This is a genomic window from Candidatus Methanosphaera massiliense, from assembly GCF_028890305.1.
GTDB lineage: Archaea > Methanobacteriota > Methanobacteria > Methanobacteriales > Methanobacteriaceae > Methanosphaera > Methanosphaera massiliense.
Genome location: NZ_JARBXM010000001.1, coordinates 946,221 through 967,500, shown reverse-complemented (window position 1 = coordinate 967,500; position 21,280 = coordinate 946,221). Strand labels below are relative to the sequence as shown.

21 protein-coding genes and 3 tRNA genes are annotated in these 21,280 nt (G+C 30.6%); 14 read left to right on the top strand and 10 right to left on the bottom strand.

Annotated features, from left to right (window positions below; genetic code table 11):
• Positions 1-505 precede the first annotated feature (505 nt).
• The 4 genes from OTK55_RS04670 (at position 506) to OTK55_RS04655 (ending at position 1,875) form a co-directional block, all read left to right on the top strand.
• Positions 506-589: transfer RNA gene (locus OTK55_RS04670), tRNA-Leu, on the top strand.
• Between the two features lie 32 nt (positions 590-621).
• Positions 622-693 (top strand) — tRNA-Thr (locus OTK55_RS04665).
• 42 nt (positions 694-735) lie between these two features.
• Positions 736-819: transfer RNA gene (locus tag OTK55_RS04660), tRNA-Leu, on the top strand.
• Positions 820-969: 150 nt separating this feature from the next.
• Positions 970-1,875, top strand: a complete 906-nt coding sequence (locus OTK55_RS04655; protein ID WP_274870894.1) for a hypothetical protein — start codon at positions 970-972, stop codon at positions 1,873-1,875.
• Positions 1,876-2,060: 185 nt separating this feature from the next.
• On the opposite strand, the gene OTK55_RS04650 is transcribed toward OTK55_RS04655, so the two are convergent.
• Positions 2,061-2,435 carry a YigZ family protein gene (locus OTK55_RS04650; protein WP_274870893.1) on the bottom strand — a complete coding sequence of 125 codons (375 nt, stop codon included), beginning with the start codon at positions 2,433-2,435 and terminating at the stop codon, positions 2,061-2,063.
• 22 nt (positions 2,436-2,457) lie between these two features.
• Positions 2,458-2,928, bottom strand: a complete 471-nt coding sequence (locus OTK55_RS04645; RefSeq protein WP_274870892.1) for an ERF family protein — start codon at positions 2,926-2,928, stop codon at positions 2,458-2,460.
• 423 nt (positions 2,929-3,351) lie between these two features.
• On the opposite strand from OTK55_RS04645, the gene OTK55_RS04640 reads away from it, so the two are divergent.
• The 6 genes from OTK55_RS04640 (at position 3,352) to phoU (ending at position 8,643) form a co-directional block, all read left to right on the top strand.
• Entirely contained in the window at positions 3,352-4,257 is a 906-nt protein-coding gene (locus tag OTK55_RS04640; RefSeq protein WP_274870891.1) for a PhoU domain-containing protein, read from the top strand.
• Positions 4,258-4,585: 328 nt separating this feature from the next.
• Positions 4,586-5,404 (top strand): phosphate ABC transporter substrate-binding protein, encoded by an 819-nt coding sequence (locus OTK55_RS04635; protein WP_274870889.1) that lies wholly within the window; start codon positions 4,586-4,588, stop codon positions 5,402-5,404.
• Between the two features lie 30 nt (positions 5,405-5,434).
• Positions 5,435-6,310 (top strand): phosphate ABC transporter permease subunit PstC, encoded by an 876-nt coding sequence (gene pstC, locus OTK55_RS04630; protein WP_274870887.1) that lies wholly within the window; start codon positions 5,435-5,437, stop codon positions 6,308-6,310.
• A complete protein-coding gene (pstA, locus tag OTK55_RS04625; protein ID WP_274870886.1) occupies positions 6,307-7,179 on the top strand; it encodes a phosphate ABC transporter permease PstA in 873 nt (290 codons plus the stop codon). Before pstC ends, pstA begins: the two co-directional genes overlap by 4 nt.
• 1 nt (position 7,180) lies before the next feature.
• Positions 7,181-7,939 carry a phosphate ABC transporter ATP-binding protein PstB gene (pstB, locus tag OTK55_RS04620; protein WP_274870885.1) on the top strand — a complete coding sequence of 253 codons (759 nt, stop codon included), beginning with the start codon at positions 7,181-7,183 and terminating at the stop codon, positions 7,937-7,939.
• A 50-nt stretch (positions 7,940-7,989) separates the two neighbouring features.
• Complete coding sequence (gene phoU / locus OTK55_RS04615; RefSeq protein ID WP_274870884.1) at positions 7,990-8,643, top strand: phosphate signaling complex protein PhoU; 654 nt, start codon at positions 7,990-7,992, stop codon at positions 8,641-8,643.
• A 368-nt stretch (positions 8,644-9,011) separates the two neighbouring features.
• Here the strand turns inward: phoU and OTK55_RS04610 are convergent, their stop codons facing one another.
• From OTK55_RS04610 to OTK55_RS04590, 5 genes are all read right to left on the bottom strand, one after another.
• Positions 9,012-9,854 carry a fumarate hydratase gene (locus OTK55_RS04610; RefSeq protein ID WP_274870882.1) on the bottom strand — a complete coding sequence of 281 codons (843 nt, stop codon included), beginning with the start codon at positions 9,852-9,854 and terminating at the stop codon, positions 9,012-9,014.
• 194 nt (positions 9,855-10,048) lie between these two features.
• Positions 10,049-10,921 (bottom strand): pyruvate synthase subunit PorB, encoded by an 873-nt coding sequence (gene porB / locus OTK55_RS04605; protein ID WP_274870881.1) that lies wholly within the window; start codon positions 10,919-10,921, stop codon positions 10,049-10,051.
• Positions 10,922-10,927: 6 nt separating this feature from the next.
• Entirely contained in the window at positions 10,928-12,067 is a 1,140-nt protein-coding gene (gene porA, locus OTK55_RS04600) for a pyruvate synthase subunit PorA (protein WP_274870880.1), read from the bottom strand.
• Position 12,068: 1 nt separating this feature from the next.
• Positions 12,069-12,311: a pyruvate synthase subunit PorD gene (gene porD / locus OTK55_RS04595; protein WP_274870879.1), complete on the bottom strand. Its 243-nt coding sequence runs from the start codon at positions 12,309-12,311 to the stop codon at positions 12,069-12,071.
• Positions 12,312-12,333: 22 nt separating this feature from the next.
• Positions 12,334-12,876 carry a pyruvate ferredoxin oxidoreductase subunit gamma gene (locus OTK55_RS04590; protein WP_274870878.1) on the bottom strand — a complete coding sequence of 181 codons (543 nt, stop codon included), beginning with the start codon at positions 12,874-12,876 and terminating at the stop codon, positions 12,334-12,336.
• A gap of 268 nt (positions 12,877-13,144) precedes the next feature.
• On the opposite strand from OTK55_RS04590, the gene OTK55_RS04585 reads away from it, so the two are divergent.
• The 3 genes from OTK55_RS04585 to OTK55_RS04575 all read left to right on the top strand — a co-directional run bounded on the left by OTK55_RS04585 (position 13,145) and on the right by OTK55_RS04575 (position 16,108).
• Positions 13,145-14,731, top strand: coding sequence for a dihydropteroate synthase-like protein (locus tag OTK55_RS04585; protein WP_274871770.1), 1,587 nt, complete (start codon positions 13,145-13,147; stop codon positions 14,729-14,731).
• 210 nt (positions 14,732-14,941) lie between these two features.
• The gene (locus tag OTK55_RS04580) at positions 14,942-15,901 is read left to right on the top strand and encodes a TIGR00269 family protein (protein ID WP_274870877.1); all 960 of its coding nucleotides are present in this window, start codon (positions 14,942-14,944) and stop codon (positions 15,899-15,901) included.
• Between the two features lie 6 nt (positions 15,902-15,907).
• Complete coding sequence (locus tag OTK55_RS04575) at positions 15,908-16,108, top strand: MoaD/ThiS family protein (RefSeq protein WP_274870876.1); 201 nt, start codon at positions 15,908-15,910, stop codon at positions 16,106-16,108.
• A 52-nt stretch (positions 16,109-16,160) separates the two neighbouring features.
• On the opposite strand, the gene mfnA is transcribed toward OTK55_RS04575, so the two are convergent.
• From mfnA to rplJ, 3 genes are all read right to left on the bottom strand, one after another.
• The gene (gene mfnA / locus OTK55_RS04570) at positions 16,161-17,324 is read right to left on the bottom strand and encodes a tyrosine decarboxylase MfnA (RefSeq protein WP_274870875.1); all 1,164 of its coding nucleotides are present in this window, start codon (positions 17,322-17,324) and stop codon (positions 16,161-16,163) included.
• A 347-nt stretch (positions 17,325-17,671) separates the two neighbouring features.
• Positions 17,672-19,972, bottom strand: a complete 2,301-nt coding sequence (ppsA, locus tag OTK55_RS04565; RefSeq protein ID WP_274870874.1) for a phosphoenolpyruvate synthase — start codon at positions 19,970-19,972, stop codon at positions 17,672-17,674.
• A gap of 198 nt (positions 19,973-20,170) precedes the next feature.
• A complete protein-coding gene (rplJ, locus tag OTK55_RS04560; protein ID WP_274870873.1) occupies positions 20,171-20,656 on the bottom strand; it encodes a 50S ribosomal protein L16 in 486 nt (161 codons plus the stop codon).
• A gap of 355 nt (positions 20,657-21,011) precedes the next feature.
• On the opposite strand from rplJ, the gene OTK55_RS04555 reads away from it, so the two are divergent.
• Entirely contained in the window at positions 21,012-21,218 is a 207-nt protein-coding gene (locus OTK55_RS04555; protein ID WP_274870872.1) for a KEOPS complex subunit Pcc1, read from the top strand.
• The last annotated feature ends 62 nt before the right edge of the window (positions 21,219-21,280 follow it).

The following is a 21,280-nucleotide window of genomic DNA, read 5'->3' as shown; positions in this document are numbered from 1 at the left end:
TATAATTTCATGAATATTCTCATTTGAAGAAGTATAATTCATAATATTCCAGTATATTATGAATAGCTTTTTTAGAGTTACTTCCTATTTTAAGAAATTTTATGCTATATATTATAAGAATTTTTTAATAATGATGAGATTTTAGGATATTGAACAAAGTTATAAAAAATTGATGAAATAATTAAAAATAATCATAATTATAAAATATTAAATTTTTTATCCAGATTATTTAAAAATATTACATTTTTATTTCTCAGTAAAAAATGAATCATGCAAAAAAAATGGGATGATGGTACTTTTATTTTTTACTCAAAAAAATATTATAACAAATATTTTTATGAAGTTACTACTGTAGATATATGTATAAAAATTTGTAAGTCTAATGGTGAAGTATACTCTTTTTATAACGATATAGGATAAAGTATATATAGTAGTTTAACACAATATAATATTGTTCTATTAAAGTTTAGAACTTAAAGATTTTTAAAACACAGTTTATAGAAATGCAGGGGTGCCCGAGCTGGCCAAAGGGGGTGGACTTAAGATCCTCTGGCGTAGGCCTACGTGGGTTCGAATCCCATCCCCTGCACTAATTTAAAAACTAATTTTTAATATTTAATTGCCTTAGTGGCTCAGGGGTAGAGCGACGCCTTGGTAAGGCGTAGGTCGAGGGTTCAATTCCCCCCTAAGGCTTGTACTATCATGAAAAAAGAAAAAAGTACTATTTTTTTATATGCAGGGGTGCCCGAGCTGGCCAAAGGGGGTGGACTTAAGATCCTCTGGCGTAGGCCTACGTGGGTTCGAATCCCATCCCCTGCACTAATTTAAAAACAACCATTACATTATGCTATTTTTACTTGAAAATTAATCTAAATTGATTTTTTTATATTTATATACAAGTCATTTATATATTATAAAAAAGATATAAAAAAACTTAGAATAAAATGTAATAAAGGGAGTTGAAATTTAATGACTTCAAAATCACAGATAACTGATATCTTAATTTTAGCAATGATTTCGGGAATCACTGCATTATTAACTTCAGTTATGGGTATTAGTGGTACTATTATAGGAGCAGTTGTTACCTCATTAGCTGCTGAAATAATGAAAAGGCTGATTAATCCTGTAACTAAAAAGTTATCAGAGCATGAACAATCAAAACCACCTAAATATCATTCATATCAAAATGATAATAGTGGATATAGTATTAGAGATAATTATTCATATGAACCTAGACCTCAAGTACAGAGTGAGGATTCATCACATATTAGTACAAAAGCATTGTTTTTATTCCCTTTAGTAGTGATATTAATTATAGAATTAGTTCACTTCTTAGGTGCAATTGGAATTATACCTTATGATATATTCTATGGTTTAGAGTCAATTACTAATTGGACTTTATTCAGAACTATAGGATATGCATTAGTTATTATGGGTATATATCCATTGATATCTAAAAAACTGGGAACACAACATGGTATTATACTAATAATTGTAGGAGCAATTGAATTAATCATAGGTTATGCTGATACAAGTACACAAGCTTCACTGTTATTCTCATTATTTGCATCATTAAAAGAGTATGTGAATATAGCTATTATTTTAGCAATATTATACACTATTGTTACAGTGCCAGATGAAATAAAAGAAACTAATAAAAGTAGAGCTCGTGAATTTAAACCTAGAGAATTTGAACCTAGAAATATACCTAGACATCCTAGAAAAAGACAGAATCGTCAATATAATGATAATTATTATGATGATCAATATAATCAAAGGTATTCTAGGCCAAGAAAAAATCAGAAATATAAAAAACCAAGAAATAAGGATACAATATATGATGATGATTTTGATGATGACTACTATTATTACTAATAAAAAATAGGAAGTTTATTTTTCTATTTTTTTGATATTACTTTTTTTGAAATGATTTTTTTTATGAAAAACACTATCTTTAATAAATTTTACAACAATTTAGGATATCTATTGTATAGATTAAATACTAGATTGAAAAAAAGAGATATTGTAAAAAAGAGTATTGGTGATGATTAAAATTCTTCTTATTTTTGACTTTCAAGGTAAGCTTCTATTACACCTCTACCTGTATTTCTAAATGCTCTTGCTACTCCACCTTGACCTAATTTAATACCACCAAATTTACGTGATATCATAATCATATAGCCATCAAGATTATACTCCTGTAGCAGTTCTAGTAGAACTCTTCCAGGTGAGCCTACTTCTCCATCATTACGTGAATCCTCTTCACCATTTACTAATGCTGCATAACAGTGATGTGCTGCTTTTTTATATTTCTTGTTATGAATTTTTTGTATCTCAGTTATATCCTGGTCAAGATTATCTATTCTGTAGAGATGTGCATAGAATTTAGATTTTCTATCTACAAGTTTTCCTGCATATACTTCTTCTACTGTCATTTTTATTTTTTTCTCCTACTTTTTATAGTACTGGATATTTAAGGTTTTTGTTTCGAGGTTTCTTAGCTGGATCATTTTTTGTGTTACTTGCATCCACCACGTCATTTTCTGTTATATCTAGAAATTGCATGTATAGGTATCGTCTGATATATGTTTGTACTTTCCCTAGATTCTGTAGTTGATTGTTCATATTTCCTTCTTTTGGTATTTCCTGTGCTGGCATGCAGAATTCTGTTTCTTCCTTGTTTTCCAAGTCATAGATTTTTAATGCATAATGGTCATATTCATATGTGAATCTTGTTGCAATATCGAGTTCTATGCATATTTCTATTGCCTCTGGAATTATATCTTTTAATTCATAGTATGAGAATTTTTGGAAGTGGTTATATCCAGATTTACTTATACCTTTATCTTTAAACATTTTCCTTGCTTGCATAATTTTTCTTAGTAAGTTTACTGGCATTTCTTCTTTATAATTGGTTTCTGTAAACATGATTCTTTTATTCCATTTTTTTGTTTTTTTTCTAATTATTATTTATGGTTTTTTTAATTACTATTTTTATTTAATTTTGTTAATTGTTGCTATTGATTTTTTAGAAAATTATTTATATTTTTTAAAGTTTATAATTGTTGTTTAATATTAAATCAAAGCTTGTTTTATTACTATTTTTATATAATAAAAAAATTTTATAGGTATTTAATGTGAAATCAATAGGATTTTTTGTTCTATATCAAGTTAATTATTAATTAATTCTTGTACACTAATTTTAAAATATATAGTAATCATGTTAAATCATTTAGTGAATTATTATTCATTTTTTATAGAATAATTACTAGGGTTAAGTTTATTATATGAATAAAAATAAATACTAATTAAAATTTAAATTATGAATTTTTTATTATAGTGAGCTAAAACATGCCAAAGAATATGAAAAATAATACATTGAAAGAGATTTTAGATATCATATTATATGAATCACCATCTACTCAAGATGAAATCGCTGATAAATTAAACATTAGTAGGCGTTATGTGACTAAATTACTGAAACCTCTTATAGATGAAAATGTAATTAAAAAAGCTTATGTTGTTGATTTAAAGAAGTTTAATGAAATATCTGAGAATTTTGAAACAGAGCATTCTGTTCCAGAGTATTCAGGTGAATATTTCATTAAAGAAATGATGAAGGAGATGGGTGAACAGATTTTAAAACAGTTCAAATGGTCCTTTGAAGCTATGAAAAATAATGATCTTGAACTTGCACAGAAAGCATTAGATGAAGATCAGAATACCAATCATATGTACTCAAAAATCAAATCTTCTACAGATACTGTGTTATCTCTTGACCCATTTTTTGAGTTTAATAACACTATCATGTTTAATGAAATTGCATATGATATGGAGCGTATCGGTGACCATATATGTCATATACCAAAATTTGTTCTCGAAGAGCATACTGAGGTTAAGAAGCCTGTATTTGATGTGTTAGAGGAAATGTATGATATGGCTTCTACTATGTTCAAAAAGGCTGTTAAGAGTTTTCTTAAACGTGACTTGAATATTAAGGATAAAATGGATCGTTATGAACATGAATTAACTAATTTACAGAAATTAGCTACTAAGAAGATTTCTAGCCAGATGGCTAAGGCTGATATTAACAAAAATAACTCCCCGTATTATCTTAAATTATTCAGAGTTGTAAAATCCTTTGAACGTATTGGTGATATTTCTATTGAAATTACTGAAGCTACCACCCAATTTTACATAGAAAATCAGTCTACATTACGAAAACAACATTTCAAGTATTTTGACCAGAACAAATAATTTTTAAAATTTTTTAATTTTTTTTTGAATTTAACAAGGTTTATTCTGGTTTTTGGATGTTTAGTTCACATTGTTTACACTTTTTTTATTTTTTATTTCACTAATTTTTTTGAGATGTTCTTAAAATAAGAACAATATTTTACTTTTATGCATATCTTAAACTCATAACATCTAAAAAAATTCCTAAAATGTGAATCAAATTAATAGTTTTTTCATATTTTAGGAAAAAAAATACCTATTTTCCACATGCTTTAAATATACTTCTAACAAATTACTAAGTAACAGGGAGACAGATTATGAAAATATTAAATTAAGAGGTATAAAATAAATGAAAGGAAAATATAAACTCGCAATATTAGTAGTCGTAATACTACTTATTGCCGGATTTATGATTTTTGCCCCGGGAGCTGAAAAGCATAACAATATAGCTATAGCTGGTTCGACTTCCGTTCAACCTGTTGCAGAGAAATTAGCAACCACTTACATGGAAAATGACTCTGTTGATAAACTAACAGTTCAAGGTGGAGGATCATCCATGGGATTGAACAGTGTTAAAAAAGGTTCAGCCCAAATAGGTACTTATTCTTCCAAGTTATCATCCAAGAAAGCAGGAGCTAATGTGACACAAACACAGATAGCAACAGATGGTATAGCAATTATTGTAAACCCAAGTAACAATGTATCTGATTTAACTAAAGACCAAGTGAAAGACATTTTCACAGGTAAAATCACAGACTGGAGCCAAGTAGGTGGAAGTCCAGGTAAAATAAATGTAATTACCCGTGAAGAAGGTTCTGGAACAAGAGATGCAATAACTAAAGTTGTACTTGATGATGAAGACTTCGTATCAAATGCTGTTGTACAAAGTTCAACAGGTTCACTTATGCAGTCAATATCAACAGATGATAAAGCTATAGGATTTGCATCATTATCAGACTTAAGAGAAAACCAAGTTAAAAAACTTAAAATTAATGGTGTAGAACCAAACGATCAAACAATAAAAGACGGTAGTTACGTAGTACAAAGACCATTTTTATTCTTGACAAACAAAACACCAGACAATGCAACACAAGCTTTTATTAACTGGACATTAAGTGATGAAGGTCAACAAATAGTAGCAGAAGAAGGTTTAGTCCCTGTAAATTAAAACTTTCTAAAATGTTAATGAGGATTAGTTATGGAAAATAATAAACTAACAGAACTAATAATAGAAAAAGGATTAATGATAATTGCAATATTATCAGTAATCATTATATTACTTATTATTGGGTTTATAGTTGTAGAAGGAATGCCTGCAATCGAACAAATAGGATTCTTCAATTTCATATTTGGTATGAAATGGGCACCTAAAGATGAAGTCTACGGTGTATTCCCAATGATTATAGGTACCCTCGAAATGATGGCCATCTCACTAGTAATAGCAGTGCCATTATCAATTGGGTGCTCAGTATTCATGACTGAATACGCAAACAATACAATGAATAGAATATTAAAACCAACAATCCAAAGTTTAGCTGGTATTCCCTCAGTTATCTATGGTTTCTTTGGTCTGGTTGTTCTAGTACCATTTATAAGAGACCATTTTGGAGGAACTGGTTTCAGTTTAATCGCAGCTTCAATCATATTATCAATTATGATATTACCAACTATCATTAGTGTATCTGAAGATGCAATATATGCTGTACCTGGTGCAATGAAGGAAGCTTCATATGGATTAGGTGCAACAAAATGGCAAACAATTTATAAAGTTATCTTACCAACAGCAGCACCTGGAATAGTAACAGCTATTATTCTTGGTATGGGTAGAGCTATTGGAGAAACAATGGCAGTAATCATGGTTGCTGGTAACGTTGCTCAAATACCTGGATCAATATTCGAACCAGTAAGAGTATTAACATCAAACATTGCACTAGAAATGGGTTACGCAATTGACTTACACTACAATGCATTGTTCGCAACTGGTATTATACTATTAATCGTGATAATGATCTTAATAGCTATTGCAGATTATGTAGCTTACAAAAGTAGAATTGAAGGAAGTGGAGATTTATGAGCTCATCCAATACAGAAGCATCAACCAATGCAGCAGCTTGTAAGAGAAATGATAGTATAATGAAAGGAATATTTTATGCATTAGGATTAATAACATTATTAATTTTAATTGTAATCATAGGATACATCCTTGTAAAAGGATTACCTGTAATTAGTTGGGAGTTCTTAACAACTGCACCTGTAGATTTTGGTGCTAGTGGTGGTATATTCCCAATGATTGTATCTACAATCTATGTAACATTCTTTGCAGTGATAATAGCTACACCTATAGGAGTAGGAGCTGCAGTATATCTGTATGAATATGCAGGAAGTGGAAAATTTGTTCAGATAATAAGATTCTGTTCAGAATCATTAGCATCTCTTCCATCAATCATATTTGGTTTATTTGGTTTAGCATTCTTTGTAGAATTTCTACATTTAGGATGGTGTATATTATCAGCATCCCTAACATTAGCTATTATGGCTATGCCTACAATAATGAGAACTGCTGAAAATGCTTTAGATGCAGTGCCAGCAGCATACAGAGAAGGAAGTCTTGGTATGGGTGCAACAAGATGGCAGACAATTCAAAATGTTATCTTACCTGCAGCAATACCTGGAATCATAACCGGTGTAATACTTGGTATGGCAAGAGCAATAGAAGAAACTGCAGCAATTATGTATACAGTCGGTTCATCAATTGCAGTACCTGTAACAATATTTGATCCTGCAAGACCATTACCATTACACTTATACATATTAGCTACTGAAGGTATTTCAATTGAAAATACATTTGGAACAGCAGTAGTTCTTATAGTAATAATATTAGGTATAACTATTACAACTAACATTTTAGTTGAAAGATATCAAAAGAAAATGATGGGAGAATAATATGAGTAAAAAAATTATTGAAGCAAAAAATTTGAACACATACTTTGATGATCACCATGTGCTAAAAAATATTAATACTATTATTGAAGAACATGCAGTTACAGCACTTATTGGTCCATCAGGATGTGGTAAATCAACATTCCTTCGTACATTAAATAGGATGAATGATTTAATACCTATCTTCAGAAAAGAAGGAGAAATCGTAATCGATGGTAAAGATATTTATGGCGATGACATAGATGTTGTTGACCTAAGAAAAAAAGTTGGAATGGTATTCCAGAAAGCTAACCCATTCCCTAAATCTATATATGATAATGTTGCATATGGACTTAGAATTCACGGTGAAAGTAACGAAAGTAAAATCAAAAAAATCGTTGAAAAAAGTTTAAAAGCTGCAGCTTTATGGGATGAAGTTAAAGATAAATTAGATAAATCTGCTCTTGGATTATCAGGAGGTCAACAACAAAGGTTATGTATTGCTAGAACCATAGCAGTGTCTCCTGAAATAATATTAATGGACGAGCCTTGTTCTGCATTAGACCCAATCTCAACTACTAAAGTTGAAGATTTAATCAATCAGTTAAAAGATGATTATACAATCGTAATTGTTACACACAACATGCAGCAGGCAACACGTGTTTCTAAATATACTTCATTCTTCTTAAATGGTGAAATTGTAGAAACAGGAAATACAGAGGATATCTTCCTACATCCAACAAATAAACAAACCGAAAATTACATTACAGGTAGATTCGGATAAAACAGATGGATAGATATTATTTAAATACACGATAAAGAGATGTGAATAAAATGCCAGAATATAGAAGAAAATTTAGAAAACAAATCCGAAGACTAGAAGACTCTATAGAAGAACTAAGTAATTTAACTATATCAAATTATGAAGGAGCTATAGACTTATTTAACAACTATTCTGATGAAAAATATCAGAAAATAGAAGAAAACACAAAAGAAATCACAGAAAAAAGTCAAGAAGTTGAACAAATGTGTTTAAAATTATTAGCTATGGAACAACCTGTAGCTAATGATTTAAGATTCATTGAAAGTTCTATAAAGATATCTTCTCACTTAAAAAGAATCAGCAAATTATCAATAGATATTGCAAGAATTGCATCAGACTTAAAAGTAGATGAAATTCCTGAAAAACCGTTAGAATCCATGAACAAAATGGCTGCAGAAACAGGAAGTATGCTTAAAAGAAGTATCAGATCATTCTTAACAAGAAATTCTGAAGAAGCTGCTGAGCTGGAAGAAGATGATGATGTTGTAGACGATTTATTCGATGAATTTTTACTTACCATCACAAAAACTATGAAAGAAAACACCGATACAATAGATGTTTTAGTACCATTCATATTAACATCAAGATACCTGGAAAGAATAGCTGACAGATCAGAAAGTATCGGTGCAAAAGTATTGTTAATGAACAAATACGAAACCGAATAAAATCCCCATTTAAGTCATATTCCCAAAAAATAGAATAAAACAAAATTAAGTAAATAAAAAGATAATTCCCTATAAAGTTATAAAATTTATAATCCCTTAGTCATTAGAAAAAGTCGTAAAAAAATATAATAAAATAAATAATAGTTCCCCCTATTATTTAGGTAGTGTGAGCCATCACCCCTTAGGGAATATGACTAATAACCCCCTCTGATTTATTTTTTTTTAAAGAATTTATTACCCGAAAACTAATAGCTATAGTAATTTCTATTTTTTATACAATCAGTTTTCAAAATTTTAAATAAGTAATTATATTATTCTAAATTAATTTTGTTAAAAAAAGATAAGAATTGTAAGATGATATTAATGTTTTATTCATCTTTTAAGGTTATTGAAGCATGTCTAGCAGCCCAGCATTGTACACATATACCTACTGGAAGACCTGCAGTATGAGTATCAGCCATTTCTACATTTACACCTAGTGTTGTGGTTTTTCCACCTAAACCCATAGGTCCTATTCCTGTAGCATTAGCTATATCTAGTAAGTCATCTTCTAACTGTGCTAATCTTGGATCTTCATTATGTTCATTTATTGGTCTTAGTAGTGCTTTTTTTGCTAGTTTCATTACCATGTCTGATGATCCACCTATTCCTACTCCTATTACTGATGGTGGACATGGTTTTCCTCCTGCAGCTTTTATTGATTCTTCAAAGAATTGTTTAATTCCATCAAGTCCTTCTCCAGGTAGTAGCATTGCTAGTTTGTTATTGTTTTCTGAACCAAAACCTTTTGGAAATACTGTTAATTCCAGTTCTGGTTTATCTGATAGCTCTACGTTTATTTGAGGTATTCCATTTCCTATGTTGTTTCCTGAATTTTTTCTAGTTAACGGGTCAACAACATTTGTTCTTAGTGGTACTGTTTCTGTGGCTTTTTTTACTCCGTCTATTATTCCTTCCTGTAAATTTTCAACGTCAACCTTTCCTAATTTTACAAATATTATTGGTAATCCTGTGTCTTGACACATAGGAATACTTTTTTCCTCTGCTATTGCTATATTATCTAGTATAGATTTTATATTTAAACGTGCTATATCACTTTCTTCATTTTCATAAGCATTTTCCAATGCTTCTTTTATGTCTGTTGGTAAAATAATCACAGCTTTCTTATATATTTCACATACTGCATCTGCTACTTGTTCTTGTGTTATCATGTTATCATCCTATTATTCAAAAAATAAATGTTTACTATTAAAGAATATGTCAATACTAATAATTATAATTATATTTTAGATAATAATAGTTCATTATTAAAATAAATCAAAAAAGTAATGTCTAAACAAAAAAGTAATGTTATGCTTGGGAGCTTAAAATAAGATGAAAAAGAGGAAAAATTATATAATATAATTTATTCCGTTAAACCTAACTCTTTAGCTTGTTGATCTACAAGTTCCTGAATCATTTTTACATGTGCTTCGTCTAAGTGTTTGAAACGTTTCTGAACTTTTAAGTAGTCAATTACTGGTAATTTCTTATCAGGTTTTACAGTGATATTTAATTCACCGTTTTCAATTTCGTAGAGTATCCATGAGTATGTGTCTACTGCGAGTTTTCCTAATTCAATTGTTTTATTAGGAGCGTAACCCCAACCTGTTGCACATGGTTGTAACACATGTATATATGCTGGTCCTTTAGTTTCAGCTGCTTTTTTAACTTTGTTCATTAAATCATATGGATGGGATACACATGCTGTTGCTACGTATGGAATTCCATGTGCTGCCATAATCATTGCCATGTTTTTCTTAGGTTTATCTTCACCGAAACTTTTTTTACCTGCAGGGGAAGTTGTTGTACTTGCACCAAATGGTGTTGAACTACTTCTCTGAATACCTGTGTTCATATAAGCTTCGTTATCATAACAAATATAAATTATGTTTTGTTGTCTTTCCATTGCACCAGATAATGATTGTAATCCAATATCTGTTGTACCACCATCTCCACCGAATACTACGACGTTTGTATCTTCTTTTCCTTGTGCTTTAAGTGCTTCTTCTACACCACTTGCTACTGCTGAAGCGTTCTCGAATGCTACATGTACCCATGGTATGTTCCAGGAAGTTTCTGGATAAGGTGATGTAACTACTTCAAGACATCCAGTTGCTGATACTGCAACTGTATTAGGTCCTAATGCTTTTAAAGCTAATCTTACAGCTATTGTAGCACCACATCCTGCACATGCTCTGTGTCCAGATGCTAAATATTCTCTTTCGTCAATATCCATCTTAATCTACTCCCTTAATCCTATCCATTCTACTTTTTTAGTTGGATTTTCGGTTTTTTCAATGATTTCTTCTATGTCTGATGGAGTAATGTCACGTCCACCTAATCCTACGATAAATCCATATATTTCATTATCTAATGCTGAGCATGAATCTAAGTATAATGCTCCACCAGATGAGAAGGATATGTTTTTATCAAGAACTGCTAATTTAGCATCTTTAACTGCTGCTTTAAGAGCTTCTTTTGGGAATGGTCTGTATGACCTTACTCTTACTAGTCCAATTTTTTTACCTTGTTCTCTTTGTTCATCAATTACATCTTTTATTGTTCCACAAATTGAACCCATTGCTAGTATTATAATGTCTGCATCTTCGGATTTGTATTCTTCTATTAAACCGTATGATCTTCCGAATTTTTCTCCGAATTCTTTGCCTACTTCTTCAATTACTGCTTTTGAATTTTCAATTGCTACTTCTAAATCATGTCTAATTTCAAGATAGTAATCTGAATCTGCTAATGTACCAATACTCATAGGATCTTCAGGATCTAAGTATGAGTGTCCTCTTTGATATTTAGGTAAGAAAGTGTCTACATCTTCTTGTGAAAGTAAGTCTACTGGCTCTACTGTGTGTGTTAATATAAATCCATCTACACATACCATTACTGGTACTGATACGTCAGGATTTTCTGCAATTTTGTATGCTTGTAATATGGTATCAAATGCTTCTTGTGCTGTTTCTGCATATATTTGTATCCATCCAGAATCTCTTTCTGAGATTGAATCTTGTTGATCGTTCCATATGTTAATTGGTGCAGATAATGCGCGGTTTGCGTTTGCCATTACTATAGGTACTCTCATACCTGCTGCAGCAAATACTGGTTCATGCATGTATGCTAAACCTTGACTTGATGTTGCTGTAAATACTCTTACACCTGTACCTGCTGCTCCTATAGAAGCACTCATTGCACTGTGTTCGGATTCTACTCTTATATAATGAGCATCTAAATCTCCATCTGCAACATAATCTGCTAATCTTTCAGAGATTACAGTTTGTGGTGTAATTGGGTATACTGGTATAACACTTGGTCTTGCTCTTTTTACTGCTTCAGCTATTGCTTCTGCAGATGATATAACTTTTACAACCATACTATTCTCTCTCCATTTTTATTGCATTTACTGGACATTCTTCTGCACAGATTCCACAACCTTTACAGTAATCATAGTTAGGATTATATTCTAAATCAATACATCCATCTGGACAGAATAAATAACAGATACCACAGCTTACACATTTATCTTTATCTGCAACTGGTTTGAATGTCCTCCAACTTCCAGTTTTGTTTTTCCTGGTACTTCCAGGCTCTTTTACAGCTGCTCCTACTGATTCCATAATATTCACCCATTCTCCTTAATTATTCGTTAACATATTTATTGTAGATAAATTCTGTAGCTTCCACGTTTGTTTTTGCTACTTTTCCACTAAATGTATCTTTAATTGTGTCTAATAGAGAATCTATTTTTACTATGTTTGTTTTAGCTGATAGGAATCCTAACATTGTTGTGTTTACTATGTTTCTTCCGATTATATCTAATGCGACTCCTGTTGCATCAACTAAGTGTGTATCTATATTTTTTTCATCTAAGGAAGGTATACTATCCCTTTCTGTATTAACTAATACTGAACCATCATCTTTTAATCCTGATGTAAGATCAACAACATTTGCTAAAGTTTCATCAAGAACAACTACATATTTTGGTTCATAAATTTGATATCTTCTTCTTATTGGTTTGTCACTGATTCTTGCGAATGCAGTTACTGGTGCGCCTCTTCTCTCTACACCAAATGATGGGAATGCTTGAGTATATTTATCTTCCTCAAATACTGCTTTTGCCAGGATTTCTGCTGCTGTTACAGCTCCCTGACCCCCACGTCCATGAAATCTTATTTCAATCATTGAGAATATTCCTCCAAATCATCTCATAATTTTTATATTATGTCTCTTGAATAAAAATAGTTACATCGTAGATATATGTTTTTTGAAAATAAAATACTACAAATATCTAGACTATAATTAATCATGTTTTATCATTATATTTTTTATTATATTTATAATTGTGGTATATTAATTATAACCATTAAAAAATACATAATATTAATAAGTAAATTGGATATCTAAAAAACAGGAATACTTATTTATAATGGAATAATAGGAGGAAGTAAAACTGAAAATATTAATAATAACAGGACAACTAGCGGAACCAATTATAAAAGAAAAAATAAAGAATTACAAAGACCATGAACTATACCTGAAAGTAATGCCTATACCCATTGCAGCATTCATAACACCAAAACTGATAATATATTATATGAAACAAAAAAATATCATTGAATCAATCAACACAGATAATACCTCCCCTGTAGATAATATTGACATGATTATTACACCCGGTCTCATGAAACAGGACACAACAGAAATACAAGAAAAATTAAACATACCCTCCTATAAAGGACCAACAAATGCTGCCGATATTAACCTAACATTAGACATTGTAAATACAATGAAATTATCCACATCACGTCCTGCAAATATACTTATAAGAGACAAACAATATCAGGAAGCAATGCAGATAATCAATAACTACCAGCAAGGTAGTGAAAAAATAAACCAACTACTAGAAAAAAAATCAAACATATTAATAAAAGATTGTCCACTAGGACCCGATTTTCCAATGAGAATTCTTGGAGAAATTGCAAATGCACCATCACTAACAGAGGATAGACTAATAGAGAGAGTAGGATACTACATAGAATCTGGTGCAGATATGGTGGATATTGGAATGCATGCAGGTGAAAATGACCCTGACAAGGCATATGAAATGGTGAAACTTATTAAAGATAACTATGATGTGCCGGTAAGTATTGATACATTAAATCCTGATGAAATAAAAAGTGGATTAAATGCAGGATGTGACCTGGTACTTAGCTTAGATCATGGAAATTATAGTAAGGTACTTGATGACATCAGAGATTATGATGCTAGCTGTGTAATATTACCGACAAATTACTCTAAAAATTATATCCCTAAGATTCCGATAGACAGAGTAAAATCACTAGAAAAACTTGACAAGTTATGTGGAAATATTCAGACAATAGCCGACCCATTACTTGACCCGATAAATAGTTTTTCATTAACAGATTCTATTATTGCATGTTCATTATACAGACAGCGTAATCCTACAAAACCATTATTTTTCGGAGTGGGCAATGTATCAGAACTACTTGATGCAGATAGTAATGGTGTTAATGCAGTTCTTAGTGGAATTGGAATGGAAATAGGTGCAAATATACTATTTACTCCAGAAGCTAGTTTGAAAACAAAAAACAGTATAAAAGAACTTAAAACAGCATCAAATATGATGTTCATAGCTAATATAAGAAATACCATTCCAAAGAATCTCGGAATTAATCTTATAGAACTAAAAGATGAGTACGAGAAGGATGATATTCAAATAGATACTAAGGACATTCCAGAAATCAAAGCAGTAGCTGATGGAAAATTCATACCTGACACAAAAGGTAGCTTTAAAATTATTGTTAAAGATAATTTAATCAAGGCAGTATTATATCAAAATTATGAGAAAACAGCTGTGATAACAGCAACAACAGCACGTGCAATTTATGAAGAAATACTAAGAAGAGATCTTATAAGTAGAATGGAACATGCAGCATATCTGGGAATGGAACTGGAAAAAGCAGAAATAGCACTCAAATTAAACAAAAAATATGTACAGGACTTCCCAATATTCTAGTGTACATATTATCACACTCCCCCCCCTCTATCACCCCATATACTAATTAACAATAACCAACTAATTCTACTAAAAATACCCATGGATAATAAATAAAAAGAATTAAAAAAATATAATATTAATAAGAAGCACACACCAAAAAAATTAAATTACAAATTTTTTTATTCTGATTACAAGATTATATTCAAATAAATATAAGGGAGATTGAAATTGACAGAAAAGCTATGTACACAATGTGGAAGAAACAAGCCAATAATCCATAGAAAATATAATGGACAAAGACTATGTAGTAGCTGCTTTAGAAAATCAATAGAAAAACAAGTACTCACAACAATAAGAAAACAAAAACTCATCACCAAGGGTGACAAAGTACTGGTAGGACTATCTGGTGGAAAAGATAGTGTAGCCCTGCTAAAAATACTAAACATACTCAAAGAAAAACACATTATAGCACTGGAAGCAATAACTATTGATGAAGGAATTGCTGGATACCGTGAAGAAGGTATACGTATAGCAAAGGATACTACAGAAAAACTAAATATAAAACATCATATAATATCCTTCCAAGATAAGTATGGTTTTACAATAGACAAGATAATGGAAGCAGAAAAAAATCAACCAAATCCACAACATGCATGCACATATTGTGGAGTATTCCGAAGACAAGTGTTTAACCAGGTAGCACGGGAAGTTAATGCTACAAAAATAGCAACTGGTCACAACCTTGATGATGAAACACAAAGTATACTAATGAACTACCTTGAAGGTAACATAAACAACATGGTACGCATAGGTTATAAAACACAGGCTAGTGATGAAAGATTTACCCAGAAAATAAAACCACTACGTAAAATACCTGAAAAAGAGATTGGATTATATGTGTTAGAAAGTGGCTTTGAAGTACACTTTGATGGCTGTCCATATGCACATGACTCCTTTAGAATGGAGGTAGGTGACTTCCTAAGAAGCACTACTATAAAACATCCGACAATAATGTATTCTATTCTTAATGGATTTGAAAAAATCAGGCCAGTAATAAGAGAGGAATACCTTGAAAATCATCCTGGAAAACCTAATAGTACCTGTGAAATATGTGGAGAACCATCCTCCCAGAGAATATGTAAATCCTGTAAATTTTTAAAACAAATACATGAAAAAATAGGAGAATAGATTAACATGAGTATAAAACTGATTAATAAAAGTAATGTTAAAGAAATAGACATATCCGAAAACACGAAAATTGAAGATATACTAAAACAAGAAGAAATTCCAATAGAAACAGTTGTTGTTAAATTAAATGGTGATACAGTAACTGAAGACGAAATAGTTAAAGATGATGATGAATTAGAAATTATAAAAGTAATTTATGGTGGATAAATCCATAAATTATCTTCACCACCCATATTTTATATGATTCACTTTTTTATATTTATTCATTCAATATATTTTTTAAATCTATAATAAACTGATTTATATGTTCTTTCTTAATATGAGGCATTAATACTAATCTTATTGCATGAGGATATTCTGATACTGACACTCTCCAACCATACTCAAGCAATCTCTCCTGTAATACATCCACTTCCATATTGTCAGATATAAATGATAATAGATTTAGTTCTGGTTTATGTACTACATGAACATGTTTCATATCTTTAAGTATAGTATACGTATATTTTGTTAAATCTAGTACACTATCCACTATTTTCTTGTATCCTTCTTTTCCGTAATAGTTAATTAACGCCCATGTTGCTGCTGTTGAAGCTCCAGTTCTAGTACCTACTAATGTTGTCTGATGGTCTCTAGTAAGGTAGGGTGTTTTAACAGCTAGTTTTTCCAGGTATTCTTTTTTCCTAAAGATAATTCCACCTGCTGGTACTGGTGCAAGACCCATTTTATGTGGATCTATAGTCATAGAAGATACACCTTTACATTTAAAGTCAAAGTTTATTTTAGGCTCCCTGTCCATATTTATAAAGGGTATCATAAATCCACCTAGAGCTGCGTCTACATGTAGATATACCTGATTTGAATATGCTATTTTAGAGATATTTTTAATATCATCAATCAGTCCAAGTTCAGTCGTACCTGCAATAGCAACTATTGCCATAGTATTCTCTGTAATCAGATCATCCAACTTTGAAACATCTATCTTATATTCCTCATTTAATGGAACAAAAACAGGCTTGATGGATAACATAGATAAAACTTTTTTAAAAGAAAAATGAGCACTCTTAGGTAAAATTAACTCAGGAACACCCGTATGCTCCTCTTCAAATAAGTACTTAGCTACAGTCATAGCCATGATATTAGCCTCAGTACCACCTGTAACAATATGTCCATAAGGATTATCTAAGTGTAACAAGTTACCTAATGAATTAATAACATCAACTTCCATCATACTAGTACCCTTAAACAATCCAGAATCACCAAGATTAGTTTCTAGAAACATTTCATAAGCTTCCACAGCAATAGGATCTGGTTTAGTACACATAGAACCTAGTATTTTACCTGAATCATAGCACATATCCATACTATGAAACTTATTTAAATCATTAAAAATATCTTCTTTACTTCTTCCTTTATCATGCATTATTTAACCCTAATTAAATGTGTTGAAAAAAAATTTATAGAAAAATTAACACAATAATTCTAATATAATTATTTGTAAATCATGTCATAAAAAATTTTATTCAAGTTAAAAAAAAAACAAATCACTACATGTTATCCAATAATATCCTTGAAATTTTACTATTATATTCTATAGCAAATATTTCAATTAAAAATAGAAATCAGAATATTAAAAAAAAAAGAATATTTAAATGGATTTTAACAACATTTAGAATTATAAAAAAAATAGAAAAAATGTCATATAAAAATAACATTAAAAAAAATAAAATCTTAAAAAAATGATAATGATGAAGAGTGTTTACTTAAAACTTAATTATCATTTAAAACTTTTTTAGCTGCGTCAAGCATGATTCTTTTCTCTACTTTAGCAACTATTCTTCTGATAGTAGGAACTGCATCTGTATTTGCTGAAATACTATCAATTCCAGCTTCTACTAATTTCTCAACAATTTCAGGTTTACTACCTGCTTGTCCACAGATACTTGTAGTTACTCCTGCTGCTTTACATTTTTTAATTACACTTGTAATTAATTTTATTACTGCAGGATGTGCTTCGGTGTAATGTTTAGCAACTAACTCATTGTTTCTATCTAATGCTAGAGTGTATTGAGTTAAATCATTTGTACCGAAACTTATAAAGTCAAGTCCTTCTTCTATGAAGTCTTCTATGATTATTGCTGCTGCTGGTGTTTCTACCATCATACCAAAGTCTACATCTTTATGTGGTTCTAAACCGACAGATCTTGCAATTTCTTTTGCTTGACGTAGTTCTTCTGGTTTATGTAGTAATGGTAGCATTACGCCTATGTTAGTGTATCCTTGATTATGGAGTTTTTTGATTGCTTTGAATTCAGCTTTGAGAATATCTGGCTGATCTAATTCTCTTCTGATTCCTCTCCAACCAAGCATTGGGTTTGCTTCGTCAGGTTCATTTTCTCCACCTTCTAATGTTTTGAATTCATCAGTAGGTGCATCAAGTGTTCTGTACCATACTGTTTTTGGATAGAATACATCTGCTACTTTGAGTATTCCTTTAACTAGTACGTCTACTAATTCATCTTCTCTACCTTCATCGATGAATTTATATGGTACTGTACCTGTTTCTAGCATCATATGCTCTGTTCTTAGTAATCCTACTCCATCTGCTCCAGTAGCATATGCTCTTTTTGCTGCATCAGCCATACTAACATTTACTTTAACATCAGTTACTGTTAATAATGGTTCTGCTGATACTGCCTGTGTTGCTTGGGTAGTTGTTGATTCAGATTCTTCTTTGAATTCTCCTTCAAATACTAATCCTTTTTTACCATCAATTGTAACTACTTGATTATCTTTAAGTACAGAAGTTGCTTCACCAGTACCTGATACACATGGTATTCCTAATTCTCTTGAAATAATTGCTGCGTGACAGGTTACTCCACCTTCATCAGTTACAATACCGTTAGCTCTTTTCATTGCTGGTACCATATCAGGTGTTGTCATTGTTGTTACTAGTATATCTCCATCTACTATTTTATCAAGTTCATCTAAGTCTTTGATAATTTTTACTGTACCAGAAATCATACCTGGACTTGCACCAAGACCTCTTACAATAATCTCTCTTTCTTCTTCATCATATGATGAGGAACTTTTTTCTTCAGTGATATTGCCTAATGTTGTGATTGGTCTTGCTTGTAACATGTATACTTTATTATTTTCGATACCCCATTCAGTATCCATAGGAGCACCGTAATGTTTCTGTATTCTTCTACCAAGCTGTGTTAGTTGTTCAAGATCACTATCTGTTAATACTCTTGCATCTTTTTTATCTTCAGGAACATCAATTTGTACTGTTTCACCAGTTTCCTGATTTTTGGTGAACATGGTTTTCTTAGTGTTTATTTTGTATGATTTTACTTCATCATTTATTTTATCAAAACGGCATGTATCTGGTGTTACTGTACCTGATACTACACCTTCTCCAAGTCCCCATGCTCCTTCTATGAGCATTTCTTCTGCTCCTGTTGATGGATCAACTGTGAACATTACTCCTGATTTTTCAGAGTTTACCATTTGTTGTATTACTACAGCAATTAGTACTTTTGAATGATCAAAATCATTTTCTGCTCTGTAGAAAATTGCTCTTGCTTCAAATAATGATGCCCAACATTTTCTTACATTATATAATACATCATCTATTCCAGAAATGTTTAGGTATGTATCTTGTTGTCCTGCAAATGAAGCATCTGGTAAGTCTTCTGCTGTAGCAGATGATCTTACAGCTACAACTACGTCTTCGATATCTACCTGCATACATAATGCATTATATGCTTCAATAATTACACGTTGTATATCTTCAGGTATTTCAGTTGTTGTAATTAATTCTTTGATGTTGTCTGCTACTCTATTTAATTCTGTTGTATTATTAAAGTCAAGTCCATCTAACATTTCATTAATTTTATCAACAATACCTGTCTTTGTTATGAATTTAAGATAGGTTTCTGCTGTGATTACAAATCCTGGAGGTACAGGAATTCCTGCATTTGTTAATTCTCCAAGGTTTGCTCCCTTACCTCCAGCAATAGGTATATCATCTTTACCTATCTCTTTAAAAAATTCAACGTAATTCATCTGTAACACTCTTCTAAAAAATTTTATTTTATTATTATTTGATAATTATTTATATAACATACGAAAAGGATTATTAACCAATTATTTCATGAAATATGATAATAATCAGTCATCTTTGTGGGTTATATAAATACCACTATTTATTCTATTATTAAATCCTTAATCTATTTTATAATCTTGTACTAAACTGTTATAAACTTAGTATTGTACAAGGTCATGTCCTTTGTCTATAACAATTTTACAAGTTACTGGTAATTTCATTGCAGCTCTGTTAAGTGCTACTTTTGCATTTTCAAAGTCTTTAACATTTACGTATGCTGTAATAATTTTTTGGTTTGCACGTACTAAAGCTTCTGAACCTATAGCTTTACCAAATGCTCCTCTCATTCCACTCTGAACCCTGTCGGCTCCTGCTCCAGTTGCCATAGGGTTTTCTCTTACTATGTGGTGAGGGTATGTTCTTATTTTTAATCTGTAACCCATTTTACCGGTTGTTCTTTGTAAGTATCTGTTTGCAGCTACCCTAGCAGCTTCTAAGGAACTGTGTGATAAATGTGTGTGTTCTTTAACTGCTAATGTTACTTGTAATGGGTAGTCTTCTGATAAATTTCCCATGTCATACTGTACAATTTTTGATGCTGGGATTTTTCTAATATAATCTTTTCTTGTGTATGGTCTAACCATGTTATTCTCCTCCGTTTAACTAAATACTTTATTTCCATTGTGAAAAAAATATTTGAAAAAATCTAATTAATAATACAATAAATAGTATTCATTAAAATCAAATTCAGTAATTAACTTATGAATTTGAATATACTAATTTATGATATGTTAAAGATATTATATAAAAATAGTGTTAATAAAAAATAGATTTTATATTAATACATATATTGACTTAGAATAAGATTATTATTTCTTATTAATTATATAATTTTTTTGAAATATCAACTTAATATACTTTACTATTAATAAATAAATTATAAATTAGTTAATATTGATAAATAAATAGGGTTTTAAATTTATGAAAGTAAAAACTAAAATGACTTTTACATATACGGATAATAAATATGCAGAAATTGCTTATAAATCATTATACCCTGATAATGAGGGTTTTGTTGAATCTGAGGTTATAGATAATAAATTAGTATGTTATTTTGAAAATGAGAATATAACAACTGTATTAAATACTATTGAGGATCTGATTCAATGTGAAAAGATGATTGAAATGACCTCAGAAATTGTTTAATAAAAAAAATAGTAAATTTTTAGATAAAAAAAATAAGATTTGGATTAAATAATAATCCCTTT

Bases quoted from the DNA above. Each gene is read 5' to 3' on its own strand.
- porD (WP_274870879.1), bottom strand. From the start codon at position 12,311: ATGGAATCAGTAGGAGCAGCTGTAAAAGAGCCTGGAAGTACCAGGAAA.
- phoU (WP_274870884.1), top strand. From the start codon at position 7,990: ATGCCAGAATATAGAAGAAAATTTAGAAAACAAATCCGAAGACTAGAA.
- porB (WP_274870881.1), bottom strand. From the start codon at position 10,921: ATGGATATTGACGAAAGAGAATATTTAGCATCTGGACACAGAGCATGT.
- OTK55_RS04590 (WP_274870878.1), bottom strand. From the start codon at position 12,876: ATGATTGAAATAAGATTTCATGGACGTGGGGGTCAGGGAGCTGTAACA.
- mfnA (WP_274870875.1), bottom strand. From the start codon at position 17,324: ATGCATGATAAAGGAAGAAGTAAAGAAGATATTTTTAATGATTTAAAT.
- ppsA (WP_274870874.1), bottom strand. From the start codon at position 19,972: ATGAATTACGTTGAATTTTTTAAAGAGATAGGTAAAGATGATATACCT.
- OTK55_RS04555 (WP_274870872.1), top strand. From the start codon at position 21,012: ATGACTTTTACATATACGGATAATAAATATGCAGAAATTGCTTATAAA.
- OTK55_RS04640 (WP_274870891.1), top strand. From the start codon at position 3,352: ATGCCAAAGAATATGAAAAATAATACATTGAAAGAGATTTTAGATATC.
- OTK55_RS04645 (WP_274870892.1), bottom strand. From the start codon at position 2,928: ATGTTTACAGAAACCAATTATAAAGAAGAAATGCCAGTAAACTTACTA.
- rplJ (WP_274870873.1), bottom strand. From the start codon at position 20,656: ATGGTTAGACCATACACAAGAAAAGATTATATTAGAAAAATCCCAGCA.
- OTK55_RS04650 (WP_274870893.1), bottom strand. From the start codon at position 2,435: ATGACAGTAGAAGAAGTATATGCAGGAAAACTTGTAGATAGAAAATCT.
- pstC (WP_274870887.1), top strand. From the start codon at position 5,435: ATGGAAAATAATAAACTAACAGAACTAATAATAGAAAAAGGATTAATG.
- OTK55_RS04635 (WP_274870889.1), top strand. From the start codon at position 4,586: ATGAAAGGAAAATATAAACTCGCAATATTAGTAGTCGTAATACTACTT.
- pstA (WP_274870886.1), top strand. From the start codon at position 6,307: ATGAGCTCATCCAATACAGAAGCATCAACCAATGCAGCAGCTTGTAAG.
- OTK55_RS04610 (WP_274870882.1), bottom strand. From the start codon at position 9,854: ATGATAACACAAGAACAAGTAGCAGATGCAGTATGTGAAATATATAAG.
- porA (WP_274870880.1), bottom strand. From the start codon at position 12,067: ATGGTTGTAAAAGTTATATCATCTGCAGAAGCAATAGCTGAAGCAGTA.
- pstB (WP_274870885.1), top strand. From the start codon at position 7,181: ATGAGTAAAAAAATTATTGAAGCAAAAAATTTGAACACATACTTTGAT.
- OTK55_RS04575 (WP_274870876.1), top strand. From the start codon at position 15,908: ATGAGTATAAAACTGATTAATAAAAGTAATGTTAAAGAAATAGACATA.
- OTK55_RS04655 (WP_274870894.1), top strand. From the start codon at position 970: ATGACTTCAAAATCACAGATAACTGATATCTTAATTTTAGCAATGATT.